10 protein-coding genes are annotated in these 14,969 nt (G+C 37.9%); 8 read left to right on the plus strand and 2 right to left on the minus strand.

The features are described 5' to 3' along the window. Positions 1-24 precede the first annotated feature (24 nt). Both QBK89_RS07950 and QBK89_RS07955 read left to right on the plus strand, forming a co-directional pair. Complete coding sequence (locus QBK89_RS07950; RefSeq protein ID WP_284140507.1) at positions 25-2,922, plus strand: DEAD/DEAH box helicase; 2,898 nt, start codon at positions 25-27, stop codon at positions 2,920-2,922. A gap of 155 nt (positions 2,923-3,077) precedes the next feature. Then, a complete protein-coding gene (locus tag QBK89_RS07955; protein WP_284140508.1) occupies positions 3,078-3,518 on the plus strand; it encodes a cell wall hydrolase in 441 nt (146 codons plus the stop codon). A 52-nt stretch (positions 3,519-3,570) separates the two neighbouring features. On the opposite strand, the gene hmpA is transcribed toward QBK89_RS07955, so the two are convergent. Further along, the gene (gene hmpA, locus QBK89_RS07960) at positions 3,571-4,800 is read right to left on the minus strand and encodes an NO-inducible flavohemoprotein (RefSeq protein WP_284140509.1); all 1,230 of its coding nucleotides are present in this window, start codon (positions 4,798-4,800) and stop codon (positions 3,571-3,573) included. A gap of 138 nt (positions 4,801-4,938) precedes the next feature. On the opposite strand from hmpA, the gene QBK89_RS07965 reads away from it, so the two are divergent. Further along, positions 4,939-5,376, plus strand: a complete 438-nt coding sequence (locus QBK89_RS07965) for an Rrf2 family transcriptional regulator (RefSeq protein ID WP_284140510.1) — start codon at positions 4,939-4,941, stop codon at positions 5,374-5,376. Between the two features lie 114 nt (positions 5,377-5,490). On the opposite strand, the gene QBK89_RS07970 is transcribed toward QBK89_RS07965, so the two are convergent. Next, a complete protein-coding gene (locus tag QBK89_RS07970) occupies positions 5,491-5,949 on the minus strand; it encodes a staygreen family protein (RefSeq protein WP_284140511.1) in 459 nt (152 codons plus the stop codon). 268 nt (positions 5,950-6,217) lie between these two features. Between QBK89_RS07970 and QBK89_RS07975 the strand changes: the two genes are divergently transcribed. The 5 genes from QBK89_RS07975 (at position 6,218) to QBK89_RS07995 (ending at position 14,871) form a co-directional block, all read left to right on the plus strand. Continuing rightward, positions 6,218-7,114 carry a hypothetical protein gene (locus QBK89_RS07975; protein ID WP_284140512.1) on the plus strand — a complete coding sequence of 299 codons (897 nt, stop codon included), beginning with the start codon at positions 6,218-6,220 and terminating at the stop codon, positions 7,112-7,114. A gap of 363 nt (positions 7,115-7,477) precedes the next feature. Beyond that, positions 7,478-8,974 carry a malate:quinone oxidoreductase gene (locus tag QBK89_RS07980; protein ID WP_284140513.1) on the plus strand — a complete coding sequence of 499 codons (1,497 nt, stop codon included), beginning with the start codon at positions 7,478-7,480 and terminating at the stop codon, positions 8,972-8,974. A 344-nt stretch (positions 8,975-9,318) separates the two neighbouring features. Further along, on the plus strand, positions 9,319-9,903 hold the full coding sequence (locus QBK89_RS07985) for an adhesive domain-containing protein (protein WP_284140514.1): 585 nt from the start codon (positions 9,319-9,321) through the stop codon (positions 9,901-9,903). Between the two features lie 54 nt (positions 9,904-9,957). After that, positions 9,958-14,268, plus strand: a complete 4,311-nt coding sequence (locus tag QBK89_RS07990) for a SpaA isopeptide-forming pilin-related protein (protein ID WP_284140515.1) — start codon at positions 9,958-9,960, stop codon at positions 14,266-14,268. 18 nt (positions 14,269-14,286) lie between these two features. Further along, positions 14,287-14,871, plus strand: a complete 585-nt coding sequence (locus tag QBK89_RS07995; protein ID WP_284140516.1) for a class D sortase — start codon at positions 14,287-14,289, stop codon at positions 14,869-14,871. Positions 14,872-14,969 lie beyond the last annotated feature (98 nt).

The following is a 14,969-nucleotide window of genomic DNA, read 5'->3' on the forward strand; positions in this document are numbered from 1 at the left end:
ATTTCAGTTTGGGTTGGTGATAACATGGAAAGCTTACTCAGAAATCTAGAAGACTCCTTGCGTAAGGGTTTTATTAATAAGCATTATGGAAAATCCGAAACATACAAACCGAAGCTTTTAATTAATAACACCAAAGAAAATGAAGATGTTTTGTCATCAATAGTTGAAGAGATGACCAGCTGCAACTCCTTTATTTTTTCGGTTGCTTTTATTACGGAAAGTGGGCTTGCAACATTAAAGTCACATCTATTAGACCTGAAGAGAAAAGGAATTAAAGGGCGGATCCTAACATCAACATTTTTGAATTTTAATCAGCCGAAAATTTTCAAAGAATTAATGAAAATTACAAACGTAGAAGTAAGATTAACTAAACGGGAAGGTTTTCATTCTAAGGGTTATATATTCGAGCATGAAAACTATTATTCTTTGATTGTGGGAAGTTCAAACCTTACTGCTCAAGCGTTAAAGGTGAATTATGAATGGAATGTGAGGCTAACTTCTTATGTGGATGGCGAGATCATTAACCATTTCAAAAACCAATTTGAAGATGTTTGGAATGAAGCAACACCATTAACTGATGAGTGGATTAAATCGTATGAAGAAGTATATAAGCCTGTTGAGTATCAAGCTGCAGCTAAAATAATTGAACTGCCCGCAGATTATGACGTTAATCCTTTAAAAGCGGCAATCAGTATAAAGCCGAATAAAATGCAAACAGCAGCGTTGGAAGAAATACAACAAGTAAGAGAAGAAGGACATGATAAAGGACTTGTCATTTCGGCAACTGGTACCGGAAAAACGTATTTAGCAGCGTTTGACGTGCGTCGTGTTGCTCCAAAGAGAATGCTGTTTGTCGTACATAGAGAACAAATTTTACATAAAGCGAAGTCAGATTTTCAACGCGTTATGGGAGGGCTTAGTAAAGATTTTGGTATTTTGTCTGGAACGCATAAACAAATGGATGCAAAGTATTTATTTACGACCATACAAACCATTTCTAAACAGGAGACTTTAGCGCAATTTAACCGAGAGGAATTTGATTATATTTTAGTTGACGAGGTCCATAAAGCAGGAGCGGCTTCGTACCTAAGAGTATTGGATTATTTTAAGCCGGTTTTCTTATTAGGGATGACGGCGACACCTGAGCGGACGGATGATTTTAATATATATGAACTGTTTGATTACAACATTGCTTATGAGATTCGGTTACAAGAAGCGCTAGAGGAAGATATGCTTTGTCCGTTTCATTATTTTGGCGTCACAGATATGGAGTACAACGGGGAGATAATTGACGATACAGCGATTTTATCAAAACTCGTCACAGATGAGCGAGTAGAACATATTCTTGATAAGCTCGATTACTATGGACATTCAGGTGACTGTGTAAAAGGGTTAATGTTTTGTAGTCGAAAAGAGGAAGCGGTAAAGCTGTCTGATGCCTTAAACAAGAGAGGGTATCGAACGGTTGCTTTAACAGGAGATCATTCGCAAGAGGAGCGTATGCACCAGGTTGATCGGTTGGAAAATGGTTATTTAGACTATATTTTAACCGTGGATATTTTCAATGAGGGGATTGATATCCCAAGCATTAATCAAGTTGTGATGTTAAGGCAAACACAATCAAGTATCATCTTCATTCAGCAATTAGGGCGTGGTCTTCGTAAACATGACTCTAAGGATTTTGTGACCGTTATTGATTTCATCGGGAACTATAAAAACAACTATCTAATTCCAATCGCGCTTTCTGGAGATAGGTCGCAAAACAAGGATAATATACGAAGACAAGCTACGGAAGCAAGCTATATTAAAGGCGTATCGACGATCAACTTTGAAGAGATTGCTAAAAAACAGATATTTAAGTCAATCAATGCGAGTAATTTAACAGCTATGAAAGTGTTTCGCGACGCTTACATGGAGCTTAAAAACCGACTTGGCAGAATACCGTTTTTACATGATTTTATTACAAATCATTCCCTTGATCCCGTAGTTATTGCAGATAAATTTAAAAACTACTATGCTTTTCTGTTAAAAATGAATGAAAATGTTTCTGCTATAAAAGCATATGAAAACTGTGTTTTAACGATGTATTCTTCGGAAGTATTAGATGGTAAGCGAAAACATGAGCTTATATTGATTAAAATGTTACTTGAACAAGGAACGGTTACTTCTAAAGAATACTATCAAGGGCTAGAAGAAGCAGGTTGTATAGTTGATGATCAGACAATAGAGTCTGTAATGCGTATATTTGACTTGTCCTTTTTTACACAAACAGATCAAAAAAAGTATGGCGGCAAACCTATTATTGAGTTTCCTAATGACAACACGTATTCCTTTAATAATGAAATTAATCAAAGTCTACAAACTAACCCCTTATTTAAAGACTTAATCATTGATGTGGTCAAGAGCGGATTTGAACGAAACAAAAAATATAGCTCTGGGGAACGACTAACACGTTATGAGAAATACACGAGAAAAGATGCGTGTAAACTTTTAAATTGGAAGAATGATGAAAGCGGAACGATATTTGGATATAAACCAAAGTATCAAACTTGTCCAATCTTTGTGACTTATCATAAAAATGATGAAGTAGAAGCAAGCGTTGATTATGGAGATGAATTTATAAGTCCAGAGGTATTTAAATGGTATACCCGAAGTAAAAGAACCTTAGCATCAGAAGAGGTAAAAAAGATCATTTATGCAGAAGAAACGAACATGACGCTTCAGCTATTTGTAAAAAAAGATGATGATGAAGGCAGTGGGTTTTATTATCTAGGTAACATGCTTCCTGACAAGGATACTGTCGAGCAGGATAAAATGCTAGATAAAAACGGAAAACAAATTCCAGTTGTCCATATGAATATGATTTTAGATAAGCCGATTGATCATAAGCTGTATCATTATATCGTGCATGGCGATGATTAGATGAAGAAATAAAGGGAATGAATGTGAAGGAGACTTGGAACAGTTAATCCTGGATATATTAAATTCGTTATCACAAGCATCCCAAAACCCAATAAAAACTTAATCAATTATCATCTTTATAAATTTCTTTCATATAATTTTTAGAGGTGATAAAAATGGCAAGAGTAGCATATACAGATAATGATGTGAATTTAGTGGCGAGGATGATGCGGGCAGAGGCTGAAGGGGAAGGGCAGCTAGGAATGCTTATGGTTGGTAATGTAATTGTAAACCGATTAGTTGCTAATTGTGGAGATTTTAAAGATTTAAGGTCCATATACGATGTAATATTTCAAATACAGGGTGGCAATTACTCTTTTGAAGCTGTACAAAAAGGGAATGTTTTTTACAACAGGGCGCGTGGTGTAGAAAAGAAGTTAGCTAAAAGAGTATTAGAATCCTGGAGACAGCATCCGTCCAAGTATGCACTTTGGTATTTTAATCCTTATGCTCCGTGTCCTCCTACATGGTACAATCAACCATTTACAGGACAATATAAACTACATTGCTTTTATGAACCGGAAGCAAATACATGTGAAGGTGTTTATATGGGCTAGCCAATTAATGTTTTCAAAAAGAGCACCACCCATTCTAAGGGTGGTGCTTCCTTTACGCGGTTATATCTTCATTTGGTCCAAATATTTCAAAGTGGATGTCCGTATCATTGACGTTGCATTTCTTTAAATGTTGGTATGCTGCGCGCATGAAACCTTTAGGTCCACAAAAGTAAAAGGCTGCATCATTTGTTGGCAGAATAGACTGTAGCCATACTGCATCAATATGGCCTTCCTTATCACATTGATCTCCTTCACAAGGCTTATCATATACAATGTAGCTTGTTACTTGTTTATGCGCTTTCGTAATTTCTATGACACGGTCTTTCATGGCATGGACTTTTGCGGATTGGGCTGCATGGATAAAAATCACTTCTCTATTTGGCTGGGTTTTGATCACGGATTCAAGCATACTCATCATCGGAGTTAAACCAACACCTCCACTCATTAGAATTAGTGGACGAGCGTCATCCTGATCAAGAAAAAAGTCTCCTGCAGGCGCGCTAATTGGTACAGTGCTCCCCACTTCAACTTGTTCATGTAAATAAGTAGAAACGACTCCTGCTGGATAACCTGCCTTGCTATCTTCGCGTTTTACACTAATACGGTAGTAACCCGCGTCTGGTGCGGTAGACAAGCTGTATTGGCGTAGATGGGTGTATGGTTCACCAGCTATTTCTGCTTTAACTGTAATATATTGTCCAGGTTTAAAGCTCGCAATCGCTTTTCCGTCAACAGGCTCAAGGTAGAAAGAAGTAATGACATCACTTTCTTTTACCTTTTTTGTTACCTTGAAGCTACGAAAATCGATCCAGCCTCCTACTTCATTTAATGTTTTCTCATACATTTCTTTTTCTACACTAATAAATACATCAGCAATTACACCATACGCTTTTTCCCAGGCGTGTATGATGTCATCCGTCGCAGCATCGCCAAGCACATCTTTGATTGCTAGTAGCAAGTGCTTGCCAACAATCGGGTATTGTTCTGGTTTAATGTTTAGGCTCTTATGCTTATGAGCAATTTGTTTTACAACTGGTAAAATATTTTCTAAATTATCGATGTTTGCTGCTGCAGCGTACACGGTATTTGCTAATGCCTTTGGTTGATCTCCCTTACGCTGATTTGTTTGATTAAAAATGTTTTTAAGTTCAGGGTGATTTCCAAGCATTAATTGATAAAAGCGTTTCGTAATTTCAGTTCCATGTGCTTCTAAAACAGGAACTGTTGCTTTAATAATATCCTTTGTTTGTTCATCTAACCCTACCGTAGTTTGCGTAGTCATCTAAACACTCCTTTAGAAAATTAAAACATGTATTTTGAATACATGTTTATTGTATAATTAGGTAAACACTGTGACAATAGGGTAAGGGGCGATTTATGTTACGATTATGTGAAGGGTATAAATAAGGAGCAGATAGGTATGAATTTAAAAAAATATACAGATTATGGGTTACGTGTGTTGATATTTACAGGGTTGAAACAGGAAGGACAATTAGCAAGCATCAAAGAAATTTCCGCAGTCTATGGCATTTCAACGCACCATTTAGGAAAAATTGTCCATGAACTAACGAAGCTTGAGCTAATTGAAACGATTCGCGGCAGGAATGGAGGAATTCGCTTAGCAAAGCGACCTGAAGAAATGAATGTCGGTCGTATTGTACGCATGCTGGAGGGAGATTTCGATATATTAGAATGCTTCGATAAAGAAACAAACCATTGCATTATATCTCCTGGCTGTACTTTAAAGCATGCTTTAAATAAAGCGTTACACGCCTTTTTTCAAGTGCTTGATGATTACACGCTAAATGATTTAATTGAAAACGAACATGAATTGCGCGAGCTAATGGGGATAGAGTAAGGTTCTGCTAGAATAATGTAGTGTATTTTATCTTAAGATAGAAAGAAGATGTACGTGAAAAGAGTGGTTTAATCTGATGGAAGTACCACTCTTTGAGGATTGGTTTAACAAGCCTTAATCAAACATAGCATAATCCGAAAAACTTCCCCAATTTTCAACGGTATTAAGCTGCGGATAGGCTGAAAGAAATGAAACGAGAATCGGACAGGCATTGAGCTCAGGATGTGCGAAAAAGAATTGTTTATCGCCAAATCGGATTGCTGTTAAGGCAAGAGGTAATTCGCGTCTAAATATTTCATTCCGTTTTATGCTGGCTGCCGGATCATTGGTTAACCCATCTACATCCAAATAAGCATTATAAACGAGTATGCCATTGAATAGAGTCCATTCCCCGAGTACTTCATCCTTCGAAGGGTTGATTTTATCTTTCGCAAATCCCAGTCCAATCGTTAAAAAGAGCTCACCGGCAAGATCAGAATGAGTCAGCGTGTAGCGCCGATGGAAAACAGGTTCTGTAACCGTGACGCCTTCTCTCAATTCAACAAATAGCTTGTCAGGGTTAAATGCGGTCAAGCGATCACTTCCTTTTATTTTTTCTACATACTATGCTTTATAAAAAGTTTAGATTACAAATCTGCATTCTTTAGCAAAGAGAAAAAGAGAGGGTAATGGCTCGTTTAACTACGAGCCAGTTTTGCGATTGTAGCCCTTTTTTGATTTAATAGGATTATGGTTATAATAGAACTTTTGCAAAAAAAACGAACGTCTAAACGCATTTCATAAAAAGCATTACGTATGTGTGGAAGAGCTTAATAGTGAAGGTATCCTGGGGGATGAGAAAGTGAAAAAGCGAAAAGGTTGGAGTGTGATCGTATTATTTGGAGTGTTCGTTGGTGTAGTTTTTTTTGGAATGATATTTCTAATCGAAGAAAGAAAGGATCCGCTGCTCAAAAGTGATGTGTTTGTGTTTCATGATATTAACATTCTGCATTGGTTTGAATTCACTAGTCGAGAAGGGAAATTATCGGGAAAGCTGTTTCAACAGGAAATCATCCAAAAACAAGAGGAATTGCCGTTTATGGAAGAAAAGGAATACGCTGTGATTGTGGAAACAACCGAAAAAGGATATTTGTTGAAGGCTCAAAATGGGAAGGAAAGTAAGGTGTTTGATGCTTGGATCTCTGGAGAGAATCTGAAAGTTCAGAAGCAACGTACAAAAGAATACAAAGTATATGAGTCGATGAATAAGAAAGAACGAGACGACCATGTGAAAGCATTGCAACATGATTTGGAAATTGGACTTGATCAAACGGAGTGGTTAGAAAAAAAACGTTTTGCACAATTTGTCTCAGAGGTTGAGAGTATTTATGGATACCTTTCCACTGCGGATAATGGATCCACGCAATTGTTCCTAACAATCGACGAAGCACTTCTGCAAGGGGAAGTGACTGCTTCGCTTTCCGTGATAACAAAATCAAAAAGCGACAAAGATCAGTATGAAGAAAGGAAGTATATCCTATATGGTATTACCGATGGGTTTATGGTAGAGTTCTATACTACTTTAGACGGAAAAGAAACCAAGTTAAAAGGCGAATTTTATGGGAATGCAAGTGGGTTTGATTTGTCATTTTGGACGACAAATGAAAAACTATCCTTTCATGCTGTATCAAAAGAAATGTTTCGTCAGCAATATAATACTTATAAATCAAAGACATCTGGAACAAAGGAAGCACAGTAAGGATAATTTCTATCTCTAATCTCCACTTCCTGTTTGTACATGATGCACTTATTACGCTTTACCGTACAATCCTTTCGTTAGTTAACGAATAATTGAATGATCACGACATGCTTTTTTAAAATTAAGCGCCTTGCCATGTAGGCTCAAGGCGTTTATTCTTGTTTTGAAATGATGGGAGGCTATATGGTATATATAAAATGGTTGTTTCGGTTATCATAGGAATATTTACTTGAAAAAAATGCTAGTAAACGATTATTTAAGGTATAATTAATTTAGAAAAGGTGTTTTTTAATTGAAGCGCCTTGTTTTTTGTGTCGTAGCAAGAGTGATTATTGTTCAAATATGGGGATAAGGAAGGTTGTCATGGAGAAAAAAGATGTTATCTTAATTGGCGCAGGAACGATGAGTGCAACATTGGGGTCGCTTTTAAAGGAACTAGCTCCGAATTGGGAAGTGAAGGTTTTTGAAAAACTGGCTAATGCCGGCGAAGAAAGCTCGAATGAATGGAACAATGCGGGTACAGGCCATGCAGCATTATGTGAACTAAATTATACGCCTGAGCAAGCGGATGGCTCGATCGATATTACGAAGGCGGTCAAGGTCAATGAGCAATTCCAGCTATCAAGGCAGTTTTGGTCATATCTAGTGAACAGCAATCTTATTCAAAATCCACAAGATTTTATTATGCCACTTCCACATATGAGTCTAGTTGAAGGAAAAGAGAATGTTGCTTATTTGAAAAAGCGTGTCGAAGCATTATCGAAAAATCCGTTATTCCAAGGGATGATGTTTTCCGATGATCCAGAAACACTACGGGAATGGATTCCGCTTGTTATGGAAGGGCGTACATCAGATGAACCGATTGCCGCAACGAAAATGGATGCAGGTACGGATGTTAACTTTGGAGCGTTAACACGGACATTGTTTGACCATTTAAAACGCGAAGGTGTGACGGTAGACTATAATCATCATGTTGCGGATATCCGACGTACGGAAGATGATAAATGGGAAGTAGTCGTTCATGATATGGAACAGGCTAAAATCGAGCATCATATTGCAGACTTTGTCTTTATTGGCGCTGGTGGTGGCAGCCTGCCATTGCTACAAAAAACGGGAATTCCTGAATCAAAGCATATTGGCGGCTTTCCAGTTAGTGGTTTGTTTTTAGCTTGTAACAATCCTGAACTCGTAGAACAGCATCATGCAAAGGTATATGGGAAAGCAAAGGTTGGTGCACCACCAATGTCTGTTCCACACCTTGATACACGTTTTATAGATAATAAAAAAACATTGCTATTCGGCCCATTTGCAGGCTTTTCTCCAAAGTTTCTGAAGACGGGCTCGAATCTAGATTTAATCGGCTCTGTCAAACCGAATAATGTGGTTACAATGCTAGCTGCAGGTGTAAAAGAGCTATCATTGACGAAATACTTAGTTCAGCAAGTTCTACTTTCACATGAACAGCGTATGAAGGAATTACAGACCTTTATACCAACTGCGAAAAACGAGGACTGGGAAGTTGTGGAAGCAGGGCAGCGTGTCCAGGTAATTAAAGATACGGCATCTGGAAAAGGAACATTACAATTTGGGACCGAGGTTGTGCATGCAGCGGATGGTTCAATTGCAGCATTACTTGGTGCATCTCCGGGTGCCTCTACGGCGGTTCATGTTATGCTGGATGTCATCCAAAAATGCTTTCCAGAGCATGTACAAGCTTGGGAGACGAAAATCAAAGAAATGCTTCCTTCTTATGGTGAATCGCTTTCGGAAAACCCAATGCTATTCCATGAAATTCATGCATTCACCGCACAAACGCTTGGTCTAGATCAAGGCGTACCCGAGGATCAAATCGTATCATAACATAGAAAAAGAAAAGGATGGCTCAATCTCCTACGGCAGAGAGCCATTCTTTTTTGTATGAAGAGCGTTAGCGGTTAGAATTTTCTGTTCTCTAAAAGTTTAAAGAATCAGCTCATAGAAAAGTATTGCTAGTTGCAATGCTTCTTTTTTGTTTTTGATTTAAATAATTTGTAATGAAGCTTCATACTTTATGTCTATAATTGTAAGTCATAAAATGTCGAATGGTGAGCAAAAATACTCATTTTATCAAATTTTATGTCATTTTAATGTAATAATTGAAGCTTTGGTGATAATATGGAAAAAAATTTAATTTTTTTAAAAATTATTACAAGGGAGGTTAAAGTATGAAAAAAGCTTTTTCAATGTTCTTGATTGTTTTAGTGGTCTTTTCTCAATTGACGTATTCCCCATTAATTGCAGAAACAGTTGATCAAAAGGGATTTGAAATTTCCCTAGAAGAAGGTAATAATTCAAAAGAAACCATAGTAAATGTCCATTCGTCGAATGAGATTTATGACAATCTTGAAATTATACTTCCTAAAGACGTATCCTTTAACCAAGAAAAATCACAGAGCAACCTTGGTTTTTCGTATGATGCGGATACAGAAAGAGTACTTGTTTTTAACGAAATTAAAGAAAAAAATGTTGAGGTTACCTTGGTTTTAAATGATCTTAAAAATAGCGACAATCAATTAGTTGTAAATGGAATGAAGGACGGGAAAATAATAGCCAGTCAAACTTATTTATTTACAACGCAAATAGAGTCATCTGATCAGGTGACACAACAGTCAACAGCCAAAAGTAAAATTGACACGACAGCGGATGAGGACCCAAAGCAGGATACATCTAGCGATAATGTCAAAAAAGATGAACCAATTGCTGAAAATAATGAAGTAACAAGCGAAAAAAATGATAAAAATACCGTGTAAGCTAAGTCTATTACAAAGGATGAAGAGGTAGAGAGTATTCAAGCAGCTTCAGAAATGAATGTGAATAATATGATTACACCATTGTCCGGTAATTTGAACGTTGATATTGATTTAGCTCCAAAGAGGACGACAACATTAGCGGGTAATGATGCGACTTATATGCTGACCTTGAAATTCACAGGGTCAAGAACAGCGTATACAAATGCAGAAATTGTTGTTGATTTACCTATTACAGATTTCACGGATTTTACACAGGATTTAAGCGAACTAAAGATTAATGGCGTAACTCCAATCTATAATCAAGTTAATAAGCAACTGATTTACGCACTAGGTGAGATTAAGACTGGTCGAACCTATGAAACGATACTAAAAATAAATACAAATAATGGGGTCTCCCCAAATGGCTATGCATTAGAGGCGGGAGCTACCTTCCAAGCGACGGAACAACCTCCTGTATTTGATAATGCAGTTGTTAATATTGAAGCTGCAAGCGCAACTAGCGTTTCCAAAAAATTTATAGGTGTTCAGAATAATGATCGAAACCTTCCTTCTCCCGGGGCAAAAACGTTATGGAAGATCAAATTAGACATTCCTAAAAAAGATACGGGGCAAATGTTTTTAAAAGAAGGCTCGCAAATTATCATGACTGATACTTTGCCTGCTGGTTTATCCTATGATTCAATGGAATCTGGTCCTGAGCCAGTACAGAACGGAAATGTATTAACATGGCAATTTGATGCTCCAACATTAAATGAGCAATCAGCTGCGAATTCGGCATTGTATTCGCAAACGGTTCAAGTATGGCTTACCGTTAATACAGGTACAGTAAACACAACACAAACGAACCAAGTAGATGTAGAAACGACATATATTGATGACTCAACTAGGACTACATCAGGTCAGGATAAGATTGATATTGTTGATTCGAGTGCTGCTAACGGACATATTGATGGATCCTGGTACGTACCAGTACATGTTGGACCTGCTGATGGAAAGGGGAAAGTTGCTCCAAATAGTAATCAAAATCCAAATCCAATTGTGTATGATGATGCATTATTAGGCTTTAGCCATGGGATTGCTCCTTTAAAGGAAAGCGAACCAGGCGATTTTCAAAGCTATACAACTATTTTTCGAATTGATTCAAATCTGATATTTGAAAGACTTACGACACCTGGAGGATTCATTTTTCGACCGAATGCGAATTATCCATCGGGTATTCCATTAAATGAACAACCACGATTTAATATTGTGGCATCCGTAAATGGACAAGAAAAGCTTCTTGTAGAAAATGCAGAACATAAAAAGCATTACACACGAAGTGATTTAGGTTTATTGAATACAGATAAAGTCGACTATATCAAGTATGATTTTACGTATGCTCCATCGGGCATGTTAAACGGTACACGACCTTATTACTACTTCGGAATAAAGGAAGGCTATACCGGTGAAGTAGTTAACACCTTCAATGTTTATGGCGTTGATGCGAATGGTAGTTCCTTTAATCATCGCTATGATGAAGAACCGAGAAATACAATCGCTGGTCCTCGTAGTGCGACCATTGCACCAAAACCAGTAGATCAACCGCCAATTGCATACGTTGGTGTGAAGCTATTAGATGAAAATGCAGGGGAAGTTGTAGCTGGCGGTAATCGAATGCAAATAGGATTAGATAATGCAAGTACTTCAACAATTGCTATGAATGACAAGCTTGAGGCGGTTGTATTAATGCCTCCAGGAGTAAGCATAAATAATAATCCAAATCCTAACTTTATAGATAAAGATGGACAATCTAGTCAGGCTTCGTCGTCTGCTGCGGGTGGCTCTTTTGAAATACTGAATGAAAACTATAATGGGAGTGGCCGTCAGCTTGTTCGGGTGGTTTGGAATGATAATCTATTACGTCCTGGAAACAAACTAGTTGCTGAACTAGATGTAACCGTTTCTACTGGTGCTCCAAATAGTCTTTTATTTAATGTATATGGCTTTTCTGGTGATGACCAATTAGATGTTCCTACGAGTGATGGTACGCTAGTTACGGACACGGTTCTAGAAACAGATACAGGAGATTTAAATGAAAATGGTATTACAGATGAGCCGCGATTAAAATCAGGTAATCGTTATTTCATGCGTGGCGAATACAATATCGAAACCGAGAAACTAGTGAAGGGTGAACTAGATACCGCGTTTTCTTTATTTGGCCATACACTTCCTGGTGGGTCTATTGATTATCAATTAAAGCTAACGAATACAAGTGGTAAGGATATTTCTTCATTAACTTTGATCGATGTTCTACCATCTGTAGGGGATTTAGGAATTACCGACAATGTCGATCGAGGTAGTCGATTTACTCCTCTGTTAACGGGCGAAATTGTTCTACCTTCATCGTGGAAAGATCGAGTAGACGTGTTTTATAGCACTGCTGAAAATCCAAAACGAGATGATTTAATTAGAAAAACAGATTACCCGGATACTACGCAACCGCTTAGCAATCCTCCAGGTGCGCAAGAGCCCAACTGGATGAAATCAAGTGAAGTAACGGATTGGACTGATATTCATTCGTTTAAGATACAATCGAAAAATGATGAAGATTGGTTAGATGGAGAGAGCATTCTAATTTCCTTCTCAATGCAGGCTCCATTGGCATCTGATGTGCCAGAGGATATATTAGATGAATCGATTGACCCTACATCACGAGCAGCATGGAATTCTTTTGCAATTGCAACTGATCAAGGTCAACCGGTAGAGCCACTTCGTGTTGGTGTGTATATGAGCTACGATAATTCTGTGTCACTTTTAAAGGTAACAAAGGAAGGTACACCACTAGAAGGAGCAGAATTTAAACTGCTAGACGACTTAGGAAATGAACTACGAACTGGTCTTGTGACAAATGCAGATGGAAAAATTATTGTGGAAGGTTTGCCAATAGGTAATTATACGTTTGTTGAAACAAAAGCACCTACTGGCTATGAACAAGATAGCACACCGATTCCATTTTCAATTGATTTTGTTCAACAAGCTCCAATAGAATTAGTTTTTGAAAATTCTCCTATTCCAGGTTCAGTAGAATTGACGAAGGTAGGAGAAAAAGGTGAAATACTAGCTGGAGCAGAATTCAAGCTCCTAGATGATACTGGAAAAGAGCTGCAAGCGGGACTAGTGACAGCTGCAAATGGTAAATTAGTGATTAACGACCTTCAACCAGGTAACTATCAGTTGGTGGAAACAAAAGCACCATTTGGCTACCAACTAGATGAAACACCGATTCCATTTGAAATTGTTTTTAACCAACAAGAAGCAGTACAGTTAACGTTGGAAAATAAGCTCATCCCTGGCGTTTTTGAATTAACGAAGCAAGGGGAAGGTGGAGAAACGTTAGAGGGTGTCGTTTTTGAATTGCAGGATGCAGCTGGAAATGTTATCCGAGAAGGATTGACTACTAATGCGGAAGGGAAAATTATTCTAAATGACTTGACCCCTGGTGCTTATCAATTGGTGGAAACGAAGACCATTTTAGGATACGTACTAGATTCCACACCAATTCCATTTGAAATAGGTCTTGGACAGGCGGAAAGCACAAAAGTCACCTTCACGAATTTGTGGACTACTGGTTCTATTGAATTGACGAAGGTAGGGGAAGCGGGAGAAGTGTTAGCCGGAGCAGAATTTAAGCTGCTAGATGATACGGGAAATGAATTACAAGCCTCCCTCGTGACAAATGAAAAAGGCATGCTAGTTATAACAGAATTAAAGCCGGGTAACTATCAACTGATCGAGACAAAGGCACCATTCGGTTATGTACTAGATTCAACCCCGATTCCTTTTGAAATTGGTATAGCACAAAGTACCCCGTTAAAGGTGGCATTTGAAAATAAATTACAGCGAGGAAGCTTGCAGATTATTAAAGTGGATGCAGATACAGATGCAACGTTAGCGGGTGCTGAGTTTGAGGTAAAGGATCAAAATGGAAATGTAGTACAGGTAATAGCAACGAATGCAGCTGGGATCGCAGTAGTCAATAATCTAAAGCCAGGAGATTACACAATCACAGAGACGAAAGCTCCTTCTGGATATGTTCTTGCAAGTGATCCAATTCTTTTTACAATCGAGCTTGGTCAAAAAGAACCAGTGGAGCTTATTATTGAGAATACTGCGAAAGAAGTGCCGCCAGTAAATCCATCTACTCCAGTAGATCCACCTACTCCGGTAGATTCATCTACTCCAGTAGATCCGGAACCAGAGATGCAAACAACGCTGCCGCAAACTGGTGAGGAATGGCTAAGATATCTATATATTTTAGGAATGTCATTCATGGGTGCAGGTGCGCTTTTATTATTCAGTCGAAAGAGACGACGGATAATAGAATAACGAAAAGGAAGGAAACGAATGCAAAATAACAAAAGAGTTGTGGGTTTTATTTTGTTAATCGCAGGGGCTATAATGATATCCATTCCTTTCTTCTATGAGTGGAAACAAAATCAAAAGACAGCGGCGTTAGAAGAAGCCTTATCGTTGGTTTCACAATCGGATGAAGTAGATTTGGCATCTATCAATCATTTATCGCTTTCACAAAGTGAATTAGACGAAGTAATAGAATTAGAAATACCAGCAATAGAGTTAAAGCAAAAAATTCTCCCTAATACGACTGAAGAGAATTTAAGTATTGCATTAACTCAAATCAAGTCAAACCAGACCCTTGGTGAAGGTAACTTTACCATAGCGGGTCATAGAGGATATCGAGAAGATAGACATTTTCACAGCTTACCTGATGTTCCCATAGGAGCTGAGGTTATCCTCCATGATAAAGAAGAGCGGTATATTTATGAAATAACAAGTATGCAGGTTATTGACCCAACATATGTAGAAATACTTGAAGATAAGCCAAATCAAAATGAATTAACACTTATTACTTGTACGATAGATGGAAAAAAACGTATTGCCTTACAAGGAAAATTAGCACATATGAAGTGAGACAAAAACGATAGGTGGGGATGAAAGAGTACGCCAATCACTTTATCGGTAATTTAAACAAGCCAGCGTGAAGAAACGCTGGCTTGTTAATGTATAAG

Origin of the sequence: Virgibacillus sp. LDC-1 (assembly GCF_030137545.1) — a bacterium.
Classification (GTDB): Bacteria; Bacillota; Bacilli; order Bacillales; family Amphibacillaceae; genus LDC-1.

What these genes read in the sequence shown, in the direction of transcription:
- QBK89_RS07950 (WP_284140507.1), top strand. Translation starts at nt 25, where the DNA reads ATGGAAAGCTTACTCAGAAATCTAGAAGACTCCTTGCGTAAGGGTTTT.
- QBK89_RS07955 (WP_284140508.1), top strand. Translation starts at nt 3,078, where the DNA reads ATGGCAAGAGTAGCATATACAGATAATGATGTGAATTTAGTGGCGAGG.
- hmpA (WP_284140509.1), bottom strand. Translation starts at nt 4,800, where the DNA reads ATGACTACGCAAACTACGGTAGGGTTAGATGAACAAACAAAGGATATT.
- QBK89_RS07965 (WP_284140510.1), top strand. Translation starts at nt 4,939, where the DNA reads ATGAATTTAAAAAAATATACAGATTATGGGTTACGTGTGTTGATATTT.
- QBK89_RS07980 (WP_284140513.1), top strand. Translation starts at nt 7,478, where the DNA reads ATGGAGAAAAAAGATGTTATCTTAATTGGCGCAGGAACGATGAGTGCA.
- QBK89_RS07985 (WP_284140514.1), top strand. Translation starts at nt 9,319, where the DNA reads ATGAAAAAAGCTTTTTCAATGTTCTTGATTGTTTTAGTGGTCTTTTCT.
- QBK89_RS07990 (WP_284140515.1), top strand. Translation starts at nt 9,958, where the DNA reads ATGAATGTGAATAATATGATTACACCATTGTCCGGTAATTTGAACGTT.
- QBK89_RS07995 (WP_284140516.1), top strand. Translation starts at nt 14,287, where the DNA reads ATGCAAAATAACAAAAGAGTTGTGGGTTTTATTTTGTTAATCGCAGGG.